This is a genomic window from Streptomyces hamibioticus (genome assembly GCF_047946815.1).
Classification (GTDB): Bacteria; Actinomycetota; Actinomycetes; order Streptomycetales; family Streptomycetaceae; genus Streptomyces.
Genome location: NZ_JBKKQY010000001.1, coordinates 1,054,007 through 1,068,292, shown reverse-complemented (window position 1 = coordinate 1,068,292; position 14,286 = coordinate 1,054,007). Strand labels below are relative to the sequence as shown.

The window sequence follows — 14,286 nt, the reverse complement described above, 5'->3', positions numbered from 1 at the left end:
CGGCGCACCGGCCGCCTACGCCAACCCGGCCCGCCTCAGGGCGTCGGCCATCGCCCCGTTGGCCGGCGGCGCCTGCCGCGGCTTGCCCCCGGACCGCCCTTGCCGGCCCTGGCCCTGCCGCTGTTGCTGCCGCTGCTGCGGCGGCCGCCCGCCGCGCTGCCGCTCGCCCTGCGGAGCGGCCTCGTCGTCCAGCCGCAGCGTCAGCGAAATCCGCTTCCGCGGAATGTCGACGTCCAGCACCTTCACCTTCACGATGTCCCCGGGCTTGACCACGTCCCGCGGATCCTTCACGAACGTCTTGGACATCGCGGACACATGCACCAGCCCGTCCTGATGCACACCGACGTCCACGAACGCCCCGAACGCCGCGACGTTCGTCACGACGCCCTCCAGCACCATCCCGGCCGACAGGTCGGAGATCTTCTCCACACCCTCCTTGAAGGTGGCCGTCCGGAACGCGGGCCGCGGGTCGCGCCCCGGCTTCTCCAGCTCCTTCAGAATGTCCGTGACCGTCGGCAGGCCGAACGTGTCGTCCACGAAGTCCGCCGGCTTCAGCGACCGCAGCACCGAGGTGTTGCCGATCAGCGCGGCCACCTCCTGCCCGGAGGTCTTCACCATCCGGCGCACCACCGGATACGCCTCCGGGTGCACGCTGGAGGCGTCCAGCGGATCGTCACCGCCGCGGATGCGCAGGAAGCCCGCGCACTGCTCGTACGCCTTCGGGCCGAGCCGCGGCACCTTCTTCAGCTGGCCCCGGGAGGTGAACGGTCCGTTGGCGTCCCGGTGCGCCACGATGTTCTCGGCGAGCCCCGAGGTGATCCCGGAGACGCGGGCCAGCAGCGGCGCGGAGGCCGTGTTGACGTCCACGCCCACGCCGTTCACACAGTCCTCGACCACCGCGTCCAGTGAGCGCGACAGCTTCACCTCGGACAGGTCGTGCTGGTACTGGCCGACCCCGATGGACTTGGGGTCGATCTTCACCAGCTCGGCCAGCGGGTCCTGGAGCCGGCGGGCGATGGACACCGCGCCGCGCAGCGACACGTCCAGGTCGGGCAGCTCCTGCGAGGCGAAGGCGGAGGCCGAGTACACCGACGCGCCGGCCTCAGACACCATCACCTTCGTCAGCTTCAACTCCGGGTGCCTGGCGATCAGTTCCCCGGCGAGCTTGTCGGTCTCGCGGGACGCCGTGCCGTTGCCGATGGCGATCAGCTCGACCGCGTGCTCCTCGGCCAGCCGGGCCAGCCGGGCGATCGCCTGGTCCCACTTGTTGGCCGGCACATGGGGGTGGACGACGTCGGTGGCGACCACCTTGCCGGTGGCGTCGACGACGGCGACCTTCACGCCCGTACGGAAGCCCGGGTCCAGGCCGAGCGTGGCGCGGGTGCCGGCCGGGGCGGCCAGCAGCAGGTCGCGCAGGTTCGCGGCGAAGACGTTCACGGCGTCGTCCTCGGCGGCCGTGCGCAGCCGCATCCGCAGGTCGATGCCGAGGTGGACGAGGATCCGGGTGCGCCAGGCCCAGCGGACGGTGTCCGTGAGCCACTTGTCGCCCGGCCGGCCGCGGTCGGCGATCCCGAACCGGTTGGCGACGATCCCCTCGTACGACGACGGCCCGTCGGTCGGCTCCTCCGGCTCCAGGACGAGGTCGAGGACCTCCTCCTTCTCGCCGCGCAGCATGGCCAGGATCCGGTGCGAGGGCAGCTCGGTGAACGGCTCGGCGAAGTCGAAGTAGTCGGCGAACTTGGCGCCGGCCTCCTCCTTGCCCTCCTTGACCTTGGCGGCGAGCCGCCCGCGCACCCACATCCGCTCGCGCAGCTCGCCGATCAGGTCCGCGTCCTCCGAGAACTTCTCCGTGAGGATCGCCCGCGCGCCGTCGAGGGCGGCCTGCGGATCGGCGACACCCTTGCCGGCGTCGACGTACGCCGCCGCCGCGGCGAGCGGCTCCAGACCCGGGTCGCCGAGCAGGCCCTCCGCCAGCGGCTCCAGCCCCGCCTCGCGAGCGATCTGGGCCTTCGTCCGCCGCTTGGGCTTGAACGGCAGATAGACGTCCTCCAGGCGCGCCTTGGTCTCCGCCTCGCGGATCCGCCGCTCCAGCTCCTCGGTGAGCTTGCCCTGCTCGCGCACGGAGTCGAGGATCGCCGTACGCCGCTCCTCCAGCTCCCGCAGATAGCGCAGCCGCTCCTCGATCGCGCGCAGCTGCGCGTCGTCGAGCATCTCGGTCGCTTCCTTGCGGTAGCGCGCGATGAAGGGCACCGTCGAACCGCCGTCCAGCAGTTCGACCGCGGCCTTCACCTGCCGCTCCCGTACGCCGAGCTCCTCGGCGATCCTGCCTTCGATCGACCCTACTGCCATGGACCCGCTGGACCCGGGTGTCGTCACGATCCCGTACCGCCTTCTCACTGAGGTTGCGCGGCAATTGTGGCAGGTGGCACCGGCAACCGGGGATCAGGGCCGCTCCGGCGGGGCGCGCTCAGACCCGGCGGCCGCGGGTCGAGCCCGAAGCGCCGCCGAACAGCCGGGCCAGGGCCCGGAAGGGCAGCGTCACGACGGTGGCGACGGCGCCGCCGATCTGGCGCAGAACGTCTGCGATGGCACGGAACACGAAGTCCTCCCTGGTTCTCTCCCGGCCGCGGTGACCGGCAGAGACGGGTACCTCGTCACTGCTCCGGCATGCCCGCCCGGCCCGGTCAGCTCTTGCCGACCAGGTCCGCCGGGAACGCGCCGGCGGCGAACGCCGCGCGCGCGAACGCCGTCCCGAGCTCCGTCAGCCGGGCTACGCCCTTGGCGCCCAGATGCTCGTACGGAGCCGCGTCCAGCCGGTCCGTCTCCTGCTCGATCTCCTCGCGCAGCGCCACGCCCCGCTCGGTCAGCTCGCCGCCGTCGTCGAGCAGCCCGCGGTCCCGCAGCCGGTCCGCCGCGGCGTCCCAGTCCTCCCGGGACCAGCCGCGCGTGCCGCACGCCCACTTCGGCGTCATGCCCTTGCCGGTCGCGGTGTGGCTCACCAACGCCTCCAGCCCGTCCAGGCCGGCGGCCATCAGCGCGGCGAGGTGCCCGTCGCCCCGGTGCTCGCGCAGCAGGGTGGCGGCGTGCCAGTAGGCGAGGTGCGGCTCCTCGGGCACGGGGAGGTCGGCGTGCGCGGCGTACAGCGGCCGGGCGCCGCGCGAACAGGCCTCGGCGGCCCGCAGCGCCAGCCGCGCGGCCTCGGCCATCTCCGCCGACGCCAGCGCCTCCTCGCCCAGCAGGCGGCGCAGGGTCGCGTCGACGGCGCGCACGCGTGCGGCCAGCGCCTGCTCCGGGGAGACGGTCTGCCACACGGCCGGCAGGTGCCGCGCCACGAGGTCGTACTTGTAGTTGTAGAACGTCGCCGTCACCGTGCCCGGCCCCACCGGCCCGAGCGCGGCGGCCCGCGCGGCGAAGTTGACGGCCCGGGGGTCGGTGACCCCGAACGCGCCCATCTCCCGGCCCAGGTCGGGCGAGAAGTAGTGCGTCGAGTGCAGCGAGTTGAGCGCGTTGTGACAGCGGCGCCCGGGGCGCCGGTCGATGGCGGCAGTCGTCATGCCGCGCAGGTTACCAACCGCTCAGTACGTCATCCAGGGGTGTGCCGATGGCAGGAAAGGTGGGGAAGTCGTCATTGCGGACGCCGACGGGAGGCCGAAGAATCGTGTCCATGCCGCAGCGGAGCGTTCTCGTCGTCCTCTTCGACGCCGTGCAGAGCCTCGACGTCACCGGCCCCGTGGAGGTCTTCGCGGGCGCCGAGAAGCACACGCCGGGCATCTACCGCGTCCGGACGGCCTCCCTCGACGGCGGCCCCGTGCGCACCTCCGGCGGCCTGACCCTCGTACCGGACCAGGCGCTCGCCGACGCACCGGACCCGGACCTGCTGCTCGTCCCCGGCGGCCAGGGCACCCGCAGCCCCGACCCGCGCCTGACCGACTGGCTGCGCGAGCGCGCGCCGCGAGCCCGGCGCCTGGTCTCCGTCTGCACGGGCGCCGTCCTGCTCGCCCAGGCCGGCCTGCTGGACGGCCGCCGGGCCACCACGCACTGGGCGTACTGCGACAAGCTCGCCCGCGACCACCCGGCCGTCGTCGTGGACCCCGACCCCATCTACATCCGGGACGGACACGTCGCCACGTCCGCCGGCGTCACCTCGGGGATCGACCTCGCCCTCGCGCTGGTCGAGGAGGACCTCGGCCGGGAGGCGGCCCTCACCATCGCCCGCCACCTGGTGGTCTTCCTGCGCCGGCCCGGCAACCAGGCACAGTTCAGCGCCCAGCTCGCCGCCCAGACCGCCCGCCGTGCGCCCCTGCGCGACGTTCAGCAGTGGATCACCGAGCACCCCGGCGCCGACCTGGGCGTCGAGGCGCTCGCCGCCCGCGCCGGACTCTCCCCGCGCCACTTCGCCCGCGCCTTCCGGGCCGAGACCGGCATGACGCCCGGCCGGTACGTGGACCGGGTGCGCCTCGAACACGCCCGCCGCCTGCTGGAGGACACCGGCGACGGCGTCGAGGAGATCTCCCGCGCCAGCGGCTACGGCACGCCCGAGGCCATGCGCCGCGCCTTCGTCAGGACCCTCGGGACCGGCCCGGCCGAGTACCGCCGCCGTTTCCGGCCCGCCTCGCCCCCCGCCCGCTGACCGGCACCACCCACCGGAAGGAAGCCATGCAGATCGCCATCGTCCTCTACGACCGCTTCACCGCCCTGGACGCCGTGGGCCCGTACGAGACCCTCGGCCGCCTCCCGGACGCGGACACCGTCTTCGTCGCCGAACGGACCGGCCCCGTCCGCACCGACACGGGGAACCTCGCCCTCGTCGCCGACCGCAGCCTGGCCGAGGTACCGGCCCCGGACATCGTCGTCGTCCCCGGCGGCCCCGGTCAGAGCCCGCAGATGGAGAACGCGGCCCTCCTGGACTGGCTGCGCGCCGCCGACGCCACCAGCGTCTGGACGACCTCGGTGTGCACCGGCTCCCTGCTGCTCGCCGCCGCCGGTCTGCTCGACGGCCGCCGCGCCACCTCGCACTGGCTGGCCCTGGACCACCTGAAGCGGTTCGGGGCCGAGCCGACCGGCGATCGGGTGGTCACCGACGGCAAGTACGTCACCGCCGCCGGTGTCTCCGCCGGCATCGACATGGGCCTCACCCTGCTCGGCCGGATCGCCGGCGACGACCACGCGCGGGCCGTGCAGCTGCTGACCGAGTACGACCCGCAGCCGCCCTACGACGCCGGCTCCCCGCAGAAGGCGCCCGCGCACCTCGTCGAGGAGTTCCACGCCCGCAGCCGCTTCGTCCTGACGTAGGCGGCTTCACCCTCAGGTGGGCCGCTTCACCCTGGGGTGGGCCGCCTCACCCTCACGCGGACCCCCTCGTCCCCAAGCGGGCCCGCACATCCTCACGTGGACCGGCTCGTCCCGACGTGGACCAGGTGAAGCGCGGCTGTCTGCGCTCCAGGAACGCGGCGACGCCCTCCGCGGTGTCGCCGCTGCCGTGCGCCTGCGCGGCCCAGTGGCCGTCCCGGTCGGTGCGGCCGTCGGCGAACTCCTTCGCCGCCGCCTGCGTCAGCTGCGACCGCGAGACCAGGACGCGGGTGAACTCCGCGACCCGCCCGTCCAACTCGCCCGCCGGCCGCACCTCGTCGACCAGACCCGTGCGCAGCGCCCGCTCGGTGTCGATCAATTCGCCGGAGAACAGCAGGTACTTGGCGGTGGCCGGCCCCACCAAGGACACCAGCCGCCGGGTAGCGGACGCCGGATAGACGACCCCCAGCTTCGCCGGGGTCACCCCGAACAGCGCACCCTCCTCGGCGAACCGCAGGTCACAGGCGGCCGCCAGCTGTGCCCCGCCGCCGACGCAGTGCCCGCGCACGGCCGCCAGCGTGGGCTTCGGGAACGCGGCCAGCGCCTCCTCGGCGGCCACCGCGAGCCGCTGAGCCGCCGCCGCCGAACCGCGCAGCGTCGAGATGTCGGCCCCGGCGCAGAACGTCCCGCCCTCACCGGTGAGCACCAGCGCCCGCACCCCCGGATCGTGGGCCAGCGCGTCGAGCAGCGGCGGCAGGGCGCTCCACATCGCGGCCGTCATGGCGTTGCGCTTGGCCGGATGCCGGATGACGACCGTGGCCACCGAGTCGGCGACGTGGTGCAGCAGCTGGGGCTCCATGCGCCGGATGCTATCGGCCGGGCAGCGGACGTGATCAAGAGCGGGCGGTCGGCGCGGGGTGAGAGTTACGCCACGGCGGGCACAAGGAGACACACGGGGAGAGGAGAGACGCGGCCCCGAGGAGGCGCTCATGACCACGTCCACCGAGGCACGCGGCGGCGGCGCCGCGGAGCTGAACCGCGGCTTCGGCCGGCTCGCCGCCCTCGGCGTGCTCTTGGTGATCGCCGGGACCGTCGGGCTCGTCTACACCGGGGTCGCCACTCTGACCTCGATGCTGCTCTTCGGCTGGTTGCTGCTGATCGGAGGCGTCGTCGGACTGCTGCACGCGATCCAGTCGCGCGGCACCAGCTTCTTCTGGCTGGGCGTCATCGTCGCGGCGCTGAACATCGCGGCCGGGGTGGTGATCATCAGCAGGCCGGGCACGGCGGCCGCCGCGCTGACCATGTTCGCCGCGCTGCTGTTCCTCACCGCCGGGCTCTTCCGGCTGGTCGGCAGTGTCGTGGTGCGCGGCCCCCAGTTCGGCTGGACGCTGCTGCTGGGCGCCTTCGACCTGCTGCTGGGCATCCTGGTGCTGGCCTCCTGGCCGAGCGACAGCCAGTACGTCATCGGCACGTTCTTCTCGCTGGCCCTGCTCTTCGACGGCCTCGGCCTGATCGCCGCCGGCTTCGGCGGGCGCCGCATCGTGGGCATGGTCTCCGACCGGCTGGCCGGGGAGGAGTCCGGGCGGAGGGACATAGGGGACTGACCGGCCGCCAAACACGTACAACCCGAATAGTTCGCCGAGCCGGTACAACCGGGACAGGAACAGTCCCGGGACCGACCAGGTCATGCGCACGCGATCAGAACCGCTCGATACCCGCTGACTTGCGTTCAGGCATCCGGGGCGGAGCGACGCGTTACCAACACTCAGGGGTGTGGTGACAATCGAGCGCGAGGGTGGCGACCGGACGATGGACGACGACGGGCGCGGGCCCGGCCCACGCCCCGAGGACCCCGGGGCGTCCCACGGCGTGCAGAGCTTCGGGCGGCCGCTGCCGTACGAGGGCGTGTGGCGGTTCACCGCCCCCGCCGTCGACGCCTCGGTCCCGCAGGCGCGGCACGCCGTGCGGGACCTGCTGGCACGTCAGGGGGTGCCGGTCTCGGACGAGGTGGCGCACGGCCTGCTGCTGATCGTCTCGGAGCTCGTCACGAACGCCGTCCGGCACGCGGCGGTGCTGTCCCCCGTGCTCGCCGTCGAGGTCGCCGTCGGCCCCGAGTGGATCCGGGTCTCCGTGGAGGACGACCACCCCTACCGGCCGACCGCGCTGGAGGCCGACCACGGGCAGACCGGCGGCCGGGGCCTGCTCCTGGTGCGCGAGACCGCCCGGGAGGCCGGCGGGGTGTGCGACGTCGCGCACACGGCGGGCGGCGGCAAGGTGATCTGGGCCGCCCTGCCGCTCCAGCACGCGCGGCTGCCGTAGGACCGTCCGTCACCAGTCGGCGGACGGGCCCGTCAGCTCCCTGATCGCTGGACGGGCCGCGTCCAGCACCGTCATGAACCACGCCGAGAACGTGTCCCTCGCGTGCCGCCCGACCAGTTCGGCCGCCGACACGAAAGCGGTCTCGGCCACCTCGTCGGGGTCCGGCCGCAGGGGCGCCTGGACCAGGCCGACGAACAGGTGGTTGTACTCCTGCTCCACCAGGCCCGAGGCCGGGTCCGGGTGGTTGTAGCGCACCGTGCCCGCCTCGGCGAGCAGCGACGGCGAGATCCCCAGCTCCTCGTACGTCCGCCGGGCCGCCGCGGCGAACGGCGCCTCACCGGGATAGGGGTGGCCGCAGCATGTGTTGGACCACACGCCGGGGGAGTGGTACTTGCCGAGCGCCCGCTGCTGCAGGAGCAGCCTGCCCCGCTCGTCGAAGAGGAACACGGAGAAGGCGCGGTGCAGCTGCCCCGGCGGCTGGTGTGCGGCGAGCTTCTCCGCCGTGCCGATCGTCGCGCCGTGCTCGTCGACCAGTTCCAGCAAAATCGCGTCTGCGGTGCCGTTCGACGAACTGTGCGTCGCGGTAGCAGGTGTGATCGGCATACCCATCCTTCGCATCGGTCCTCGCGCCCCAAGTGTGCCGTACGAATCCGGCACTCCCGGCACTTCCCGGCCCGCCCGCATGTCCCGCGCGACGCGCGGAGCCACGGGCGTCACCGGGCGTACACCGGGGAGGGGCTCGATGGATGATCGTGCCCGGCGCTGCCGCCCGGGAACCGTCGGCGCCGGGCCCGTCGCCGGTCAGAACGCCGCCACGGCGGCGGACGGCTGCGTTCCCCGGCGCGCTGCCCGACGCACGCGCCCCGCCGTGTGCCCCGGACGGCGCCCGGAGCCGCGCGGCGAATGACGGTCGGCCGCCCGCCGCGCGCCCGTCAGTGGCACAACCGGGCCTCGTGCTCCGCGTGCCCACTGGGCTCCAGCTGGAAGGTGCAGTGCTCGACGTCGAAGTGGTCGCCCAGGCAACCCTGCAGCTCGTGCAGCATCTTCTCGTGACCTATCGCGGTCAGGGCCTCGGTGCTGACCACCACGTGCGCCGACAGCACCGGCATGCCCGACGTGATCGTCCAGGCGTGCAGGTCGTGCACGTCCTCGACGCCGTCCAGCGCCAGTATGTGGGCGCGCACCTCGGCCATGTCGACGCCCTTGGGCGCCGCCTCCAGCAGCACGTCCAGGGTCTCCCGCAGCAGCCGAAGCGTCCGCGGCACGATCATCAGGCCGATGGCGATCGACGCGATCGGGTCGGCCGCCTGCCAGCCCGTGGCCAGGATCACCAGCGCCGACACGATCACCGCGACCGAGCCGAGCGCGTCCGCCGCCACCTCCAGGAACGCGCCCCGCACGTTCAGGCTCTCCCGCTGGCCGCGCATCAGCAGCGCCAGCGAGACCGAGTTCGCCACCAGGCCGACGGCGCCGAAGACCATGGTCAGCCCGCCCTCGGTGCCGGCGGGCGTGATGAACCGCTCGACGGCCTCGTACAGCACATAGCCGCCCACCCCCAGCAGCAGCAGCGAGTTGGCCAGCGCGGCGAGGATCTCGGCACGGGCGTAGCCGAACGTGCGCCGGTCGCTCGGCGGCCGGTTCGCGAAGTGGATCGCCAGCAGGGCCAGGCCCAGACCCACCGCGTCCGTCGCCATGTGGGCCGCGTCGGCGATCAGCGCCAGCGAGTCGGCGAGCACACCGCCGACGACCTCCACGACCATGACGGTGAGCGTGATCGCCAGGGCCACCCGCAGCCGCCCGCGGTAGGCGGCGGTCGCGGTGCCGCCGGCGGGTGCGCCGTGCGTGTGTCCGTGATCGTGCCCAGCCCCCATGAAAGCCGCCTCCCAGCGCTCCGTAGCCGTCCGTCCGGATCACAGTGAACTACGGCCGGGGGGTACCCGGCAACGCGGCACTGAACACCGTTGTCATATGCTCTGACCTGCGGAAACGGTGCGCAGGTCAGAGCCTTGAAGCGATCGGGAGAGCGGTCGCGCCACGCGTGCGGAGGCGTCCGCCGGCAACCGGTGCGATGCCCCGCGCGCGTCCGTGTTCCGGGGCCGCGGTTTGTCGGCCGGACCCCGCATCCCCGATGATGATCGCGGCAAAGGCGTGCCCACGCCGCGTCGACCGCCCGCCGAACGGGCGATGAACACGGCGTTCTGTTCATCCGATAGCCTCTGCCGACATGCCGCCCGGGTGCCGCAGGCGCGGGCGCCCCACCATGCACAGCCCCGGCGCGAGCCGTCGGTACCCAGGGAGTGAGTTCGGTTGTCGACCGCCATCCTGACCGGCCAGCCGGTCCCCGGTTCGTCGATCGAGGACGATCTGCGGTCCCTCGGTTTCGAGGTGCGCCGCGCGGCCGACGCCGCCGACGCCGAGACCCAGCTGGCCCGGGTGCCGGACGCGGAGCGCGTCGCCCTGGTCGACGCCCGCTTCGTCGGTCACCCGCACGCCCTGCGCCTCGGCCTCACCGACCCCCGCTTCCCGCTCGCCGCGATCCCGGGTGCCGTGACGGCCCGGCCGGCCGGCCGCCAGGCCCTCGCCCGGGCCATGGCCCGCGAGAACTCCGCCGGCGGAGGCACCACCCTGGTCGGCAGCCTCGCCGACCGCATCGTCACCGCCCTGGACGCCGACGGCGCCGACGTGCACCGCCCCGAGCTGGGCAGCCTCGTCGCCGCGGTCCCGGCCGACCCGCAGGCCCGCAACGAGGCCCGGCAGGCCGTCGCCGCCGTCGACGACGAGGCCGTCCGCCTGAAGACGGCCGTGAAGTCCCGCGACGGCTTCTTCACCACCTTCTTCGTCAGCCCCTACTCGCGCCACCTCGCCCGCTGGTGCGCGCGTCGCGGCCTGACCCCGAACCAGGTCACCACCGCGTCCCTGATCACCGCCCTCATAGCGGCGGGCTGCGCGGCCACCGGCACCCGTGGCGGGTTCGTCGCCGCCGGCCTGCTTCTGCTCCTCTCCTTCGTGCTGGACTGCACCGACGGCCAGCTCGCCCGCTACTCCCTGCAGTACTCCACCCTCGGCGCCTGGCTCGACGCCACCTTCGACCGGGCGAAGGAGTACGCCTACTACGCCGGCCTGGCCCTCGGCGCCGCCCGCGGCGGCGACGATGTATGGACCCTCGCGCTCGCCGCGATGATCCTGCAGACCTGCCGGCACGTGGTCGACTTCTCCTTCAACGAGGCCAATCACGACGCGACGGCCAACACCAGCCCCACCGCCGCCCTCTCCGACAAGCTCGACGGCGTCGGCTGGACGGTCTGGCTGCGCCGCGTGATCGTCCTGCCCATCGGCGAACGCTGGGCGATGATCGCCGTCCTGACCGCGGTCACCACCCCGCGGATCACCTTCTGCGCCCTGCTCATCGGCTGCGCCTTCGCGGCGACGTACACCACGGCGGGCCGCGTCCTGCGCTCGGTGACCCGCAAGGCCCGCCGCACCGACCGGGCCGCACGGGCCCTGTACGACCTCACGGACTCCGGGCCGCTCGCGGAGGCGTTCTCCGGCGCGCTGCGCAGGCTGCCCGCCGGCGGCCCGCTCGGATCGCGCGCACTCCTGGCCCTGCCCGGCGCCGCGCTGCTGCTCCTGGCGGCGGGAGTCTCCTCGTACGGCAGCGCCCTGCCGGTCGCCATGGCGGCGCTCTACGTCGTGACCTCGGCCGCCGCCGTCGCCCAGCCCCTCAAGGGCGCCCTGGACTGGCTGGTCCCGCCGATGCTGAGGGCCGCCGAGTACGGCACCGTGCTGCTGCTCGCCGCCAAAGCGGAGGTGAACGGGGCGCTTCCGGCGGCTTTCGGGCTGGTGGCGGCGGTCGCCTACCATCACTACGACACGGTCTACCGCATCCGCGGCAACGCGGGCGCGCCCCCGCACTGGCTGGTGCGGGTGACCGGGGGGCACGAGGGCCGCGCGCTGGTGGTCGCCGTGCTGGCCGCGCTGCTCACCGGCGCACAGTTCACGATCGCGCTCACGGTTCTCGCCGTGGCCGTGGCTCTGGTGGTGCTCGCCGAGAGCATCCGCTTCTGGGCCGCCGCCCACAAGGGTGGCGCGCCCGCCGTACACGATGAAGGAGAACCCGCATGATCGGCCTCGTGCTGGCGGCCGGCGCCGGACGGCGTCTGCGCCCTTACACCGACACCCTGCCCAAGGCGCTGGTGCCGGTGGGGCCCGAGGGCGCCGAGGACAGCCTCACCGTCCTGGACCTGACGCTCGGCAACTTCGCCGAGGTGGGTCTGACCGAGGCCGGGATCATCGTCGGTTACCGCAAGGAGGCGGTGTACGAGCGCAGGGAGGCGCTGGAGGCGAAGTACGGCCTGAAGCTCACCTTGATCGACAACGACAAGGCCGAGGAGTGGAACAACGCCTACTCCCTGTGGTGCGGGCGGGACGCGCTGAAGGACGGCGTGATCCTGGCCAACGGCGACACCGTGCACCCGGTCTCGGTCGAGAAGACGCTGCTGGCCGCGCGCGGTGACGGCAAGAAGATCATCCTGGCGCTGGACACGGTCAAGCGGCTCGCCGACGAGGAGATGAAGGTCGTCGTCGACCCCGACAAGGGCGTGCGGAAGATCACGAAGCTGATGGACCCGGCGGAGGCGACCGGCGAGTACATCGGCGTGACCCTGATCGAGGGCGAGGCCGCCGCCGAGCTGGCCGACGCGCTGCGGGCGACCTTCGAGCGTGACCCGCAGCTGTACTACGAGGACGGTTACCAGGAACTGGTGAACCGCGGCTTCAGGATCGACGTGGCGCCGATCGGCGACGTCAGCTGGGTCGAGATCGACAACCACGACGACCTCGCCAAGGGACGGGAGATCGCGTGCCGGTACTGACCAGGCTCATCCCCACCCCGGTCGTCGTCGACATCCGCCCCGGCGCCCTGGACGACCTCGGCTGCGTGCTCGCCGACGAGCGTGTCTCGCACTCCGGCCGGCTCGCCGTCGCGGTCAGCGGCGGCTCCGGTGCCCGGCTGCGCGAGCGCGTCGCCCCCTCGCTGCCCGGCGCCACCTGGTACGAGGTGGGCGGCGGCACCCTGGACGACGCGATCCGGCTCGCGGGCGAGATGAAGAGCGGCCACTACGACGCGGTCGTCGGGCTCGGCGGCGGCAAGATCATCGACTGCGCCAAGTTCGCGGCGGCACGCGTCGGCCTCCCGCTGGTCGCCGTGCCCACCAACCTGGCGCACGACGGCCTGTGCTCCCCGGTCGCCACCCTCGACAACGACGCGGGCCGCGGCTCGTACGGCGTGCCGAACCCGATCGCGGTCGTCATCGACCTCGACGTCATCCGCGACGCCCCCGTGCGCTTCGTACGGGCCGGGATCGGCGACGCCGTCTCCAACGTCTCCGCGATCGCGGACTGGGAGCTGGCCAACCGCGTCAACGGCGAGAAGATCGACGGCCTCGCCGCCGCGATGGCCCGCCAGGCCGGCGAGGCGGTGCTGCGCCACCCGGGCGGCATCGGCGACAACGACTTCCTCCAGGTGCTCGCCGAGGCCCTCGTGCTCAGTGGCATCGCCATGTCCGTCTCGGGCGACTCCCGGCCTTCCTCCGGGGCCTGCCACGAGATCAACCACGCCTTCGACCTGCTGTTCCCGCAGCGGGCGGCGGCCCACGGCGAGCAGTGCGGCCTGGGCGCGTGCTTCGCGATGTACCTGCGCGGGGCCCACGAGGAGTCGGCGTACATGGCCTCGGTGCTGCGGCGGCACGGGCTGCCGGTGCTGCCGGAGGAGATCGGCTTCACCCCGGACGAGTTCGTCCGCGCCGTGGAGTTCGCCCCGGAGACCCGGCCCGGCCGCTTCACGATCCTCGAGCACCTCGACCTGAAGACCGAACAGATCAAGGACATCTACGCCGACTATGTCAAGGCCATCGGTAGCTGAACTACGACCGGTCGTGCACCCCGCCGGGGTCAAGGACCGGCGCAGCGGTGAGCACTGGGCGGGACGCCTCTACATGCGCGAGGTGTCCCTGCGCGTCGACCGCTACCTGGTGAACACCAGGATCACGCCCAACCAGCTCACGTACCTGATGACCGTCTGCGGCGTCCTCGCGGCCCCGGCCCTGCTGGTGCCGGGGATCTGGGGCGCCGTGCTCGGCGTGGTCGCGGTCCAGCTGTACCTGCTGCTGGACTGCGTGGACGGCGAGATCGCCCGCTGGAGGAAGCAGTACTCCCTCGGCGGCGTCTACCTCGACCGGGTCGGCGCCTATCTCACCGACGCCGCCGTCCTGGTCGGCCTCGGTCTGCGCGCAGCCGACCTGTGGGGCACCGGCCGCATCGACTGGCTGTGGGCCTTCCTCGGCACCCTGGCCGCCCTCGGCGCCATCCTGATCAAGGCCGAGACCGACCTGGTCGGCGTCGCCCGCCACCAGGCCGGGATGCCGCCGGTGAAGGAGGCCGCCGCCGAGCCGCGCTCCTCCGGCATGGCGCTGGCCCGACGGGCCGCCGCCGCCCTGAAGTTCCACCGCCTGATCCTCGGCATCGAGGCCTCCCTGCTCATCCTGGTCCTCGCGATCGCCGACACGATCCACGGCGACCTGTTCTTCACCCGCCTCGGCACCGCCGTCCTGGCCGGCATCGCGCTGCTCCAGACGCTGCTGCACCTGGTGTCCGTCCTGGCCTCCAGCAGGCTGCGGTGAG

At 73.2% G+C, this 14,286-nt stretch carries 14 protein-coding genes; 8 read left to right on the top strand and 6 right to left on the bottom strand.

What is annotated here, in order from left to right; genetic code table 11:
* Window positions 1-15: 15 nt before the first annotated feature.
* The 3 genes from ACLGIH_RS04910 to ACLGIH_RS04900 form a co-directional block, all read right to left on the bottom strand.
* Entirely contained in the window at window positions 16-2,349 is a 2,334-nt protein-coding gene (locus tag ACLGIH_RS04910) for a Tex family protein (protein WP_416523978.1), read from the bottom strand.
* A gap of 118 nt (window positions 2,350-2,467) precedes the next feature.
* Window positions 2,468-2,599 (bottom strand): LPFR motif small protein, encoded by a 132-nt coding sequence (locus ACLGIH_RS04905; RefSeq protein ID WP_416523977.1) that lies wholly within the window; start codon window positions 2,597-2,599, stop codon window positions 2,468-2,470.
* Window positions 2,600-2,684: 85 nt separating this feature from the next.
* Complete coding sequence (locus ACLGIH_RS04900; RefSeq protein WP_416523976.1) at window positions 2,685-3,554, bottom strand: SCO6745 family protein; 870 nt, start codon at window positions 3,552-3,554, stop codon at window positions 2,685-2,687.
* A 110-nt stretch (window positions 3,555-3,664) separates the two neighbouring features.
* Here ACLGIH_RS04900 and ACLGIH_RS04895 point away from each other — a divergent pair, with 110 nt between their 5' ends.
* Together ACLGIH_RS04895 and ACLGIH_RS04890 are read left to right on the top strand one after the other, a co-directional pair.
* On the top strand, window positions 3,665-4,630 hold the full coding sequence (locus tag ACLGIH_RS04895) for a GlxA family transcriptional regulator (RefSeq protein ID WP_416523975.1): 966 nt from the start codon (window positions 3,665-3,667) through the stop codon (window positions 4,628-4,630).
* 26 nt (window positions 4,631-4,656) lie between these two features.
* Window positions 4,657-5,292, top strand: a complete 636-nt coding sequence (locus ACLGIH_RS04890) for a DJ-1/PfpI family protein (RefSeq protein WP_416523974.1) — start codon at window positions 4,657-4,659, stop codon at window positions 5,290-5,292.
* A 52-nt stretch (window positions 5,293-5,344) separates the two neighbouring features.
* On the opposite strand, the gene ACLGIH_RS04885 is transcribed toward ACLGIH_RS04890, so the two are convergent.
* Window positions 5,345-6,148, bottom strand: coding sequence for an enoyl-CoA hydratase/isomerase family protein (locus tag ACLGIH_RS04885; RefSeq protein ID WP_416523973.1), 804 nt, complete (start codon window positions 6,146-6,148; stop codon window positions 5,345-5,347).
* A 130-nt stretch (window positions 6,149-6,278) separates the two neighbouring features.
* On the opposite strand from ACLGIH_RS04885, the gene ACLGIH_RS04880 reads away from it, so the two are divergent.
* A complete protein-coding gene (locus tag ACLGIH_RS04880) occupies window positions 6,279-6,893 on the top strand; it encodes an HdeD family acid-resistance protein (RefSeq protein ID WP_416523972.1) in 615 nt (204 codons plus the stop codon).
* 205 nt (window positions 6,894-7,098) lie between these two features.
* On the top strand, window positions 7,099-7,608 hold the full coding sequence (locus tag ACLGIH_RS04875) for an ATP-binding protein (protein WP_416529284.1): 510 nt from the start codon (window positions 7,099-7,101) through the stop codon (window positions 7,606-7,608).
* 9 nt (window positions 7,609-7,617) lie between these two features.
* Here the strand turns inward: ACLGIH_RS04875 and idi are convergent, their stop codons facing one another.
* Together idi and ACLGIH_RS04865 are read right to left on the bottom strand one after the other, a co-directional pair.
* The gene (gene idi / locus ACLGIH_RS04870; RefSeq protein WP_416523971.1) at window positions 7,618-8,211 is read right to left on the bottom strand and encodes an isopentenyl-diphosphate Delta-isomerase; all 594 of its coding nucleotides are present in this window, start codon (window positions 8,209-8,211) and stop codon (window positions 7,618-7,620) included.
* Between the two features lie 329 nt (window positions 8,212-8,540).
* Entirely contained in the window at window positions 8,541-9,479 is a 939-nt protein-coding gene (locus tag ACLGIH_RS04865; RefSeq protein ID WP_416523970.1) for a cation diffusion facilitator family transporter, read from the bottom strand.
* A 436-nt stretch (window positions 9,480-9,915) separates the two neighbouring features.
* On the opposite strand from ACLGIH_RS04865, the gene ACLGIH_RS04860 reads away from it, so the two are divergent.
* The 4 genes from ACLGIH_RS04860 to ACLGIH_RS04845 are packed head-to-tail and all read left to right on the top strand — an operon-like array spanning window position 9,916 to window position 14,285.
* Complete coding sequence (locus tag ACLGIH_RS04860; protein ID WP_416523969.1) at window positions 9,916-11,730, top strand: DUF5941 domain-containing protein; 1,815 nt, start codon at window positions 9,916-9,918, stop codon at window positions 11,728-11,730.
* Entirely contained in the window at window positions 11,727-12,479 is a 753-nt protein-coding gene (locus tag ACLGIH_RS04855; RefSeq protein WP_416523968.1) for a phosphocholine cytidylyltransferase family protein, read from the top strand. The genes ACLGIH_RS04860 and ACLGIH_RS04855 overlap by 4 nt, the downstream gene beginning before the upstream one ends.
* Window positions 12,467-13,528, top strand: coding sequence for an iron-containing alcohol dehydrogenase family protein (locus ACLGIH_RS04850; protein ID WP_416523967.1), 1,062 nt, complete (start codon window positions 12,467-12,469; stop codon window positions 13,526-13,528). The genes ACLGIH_RS04855 and ACLGIH_RS04850 overlap by 13 nt, the downstream gene beginning before the upstream one ends.
* Window positions 13,529-13,541: 13 nt before the next feature.
* Window positions 13,542-14,285, top strand: a complete 744-nt coding sequence (locus tag ACLGIH_RS04845; protein WP_416523966.1) for a CDP-alcohol phosphatidyltransferase family protein — start codon at window positions 13,542-13,544, stop codon at window positions 14,283-14,285.
* Window position 14,286: the final 1 nt, after the last annotated feature.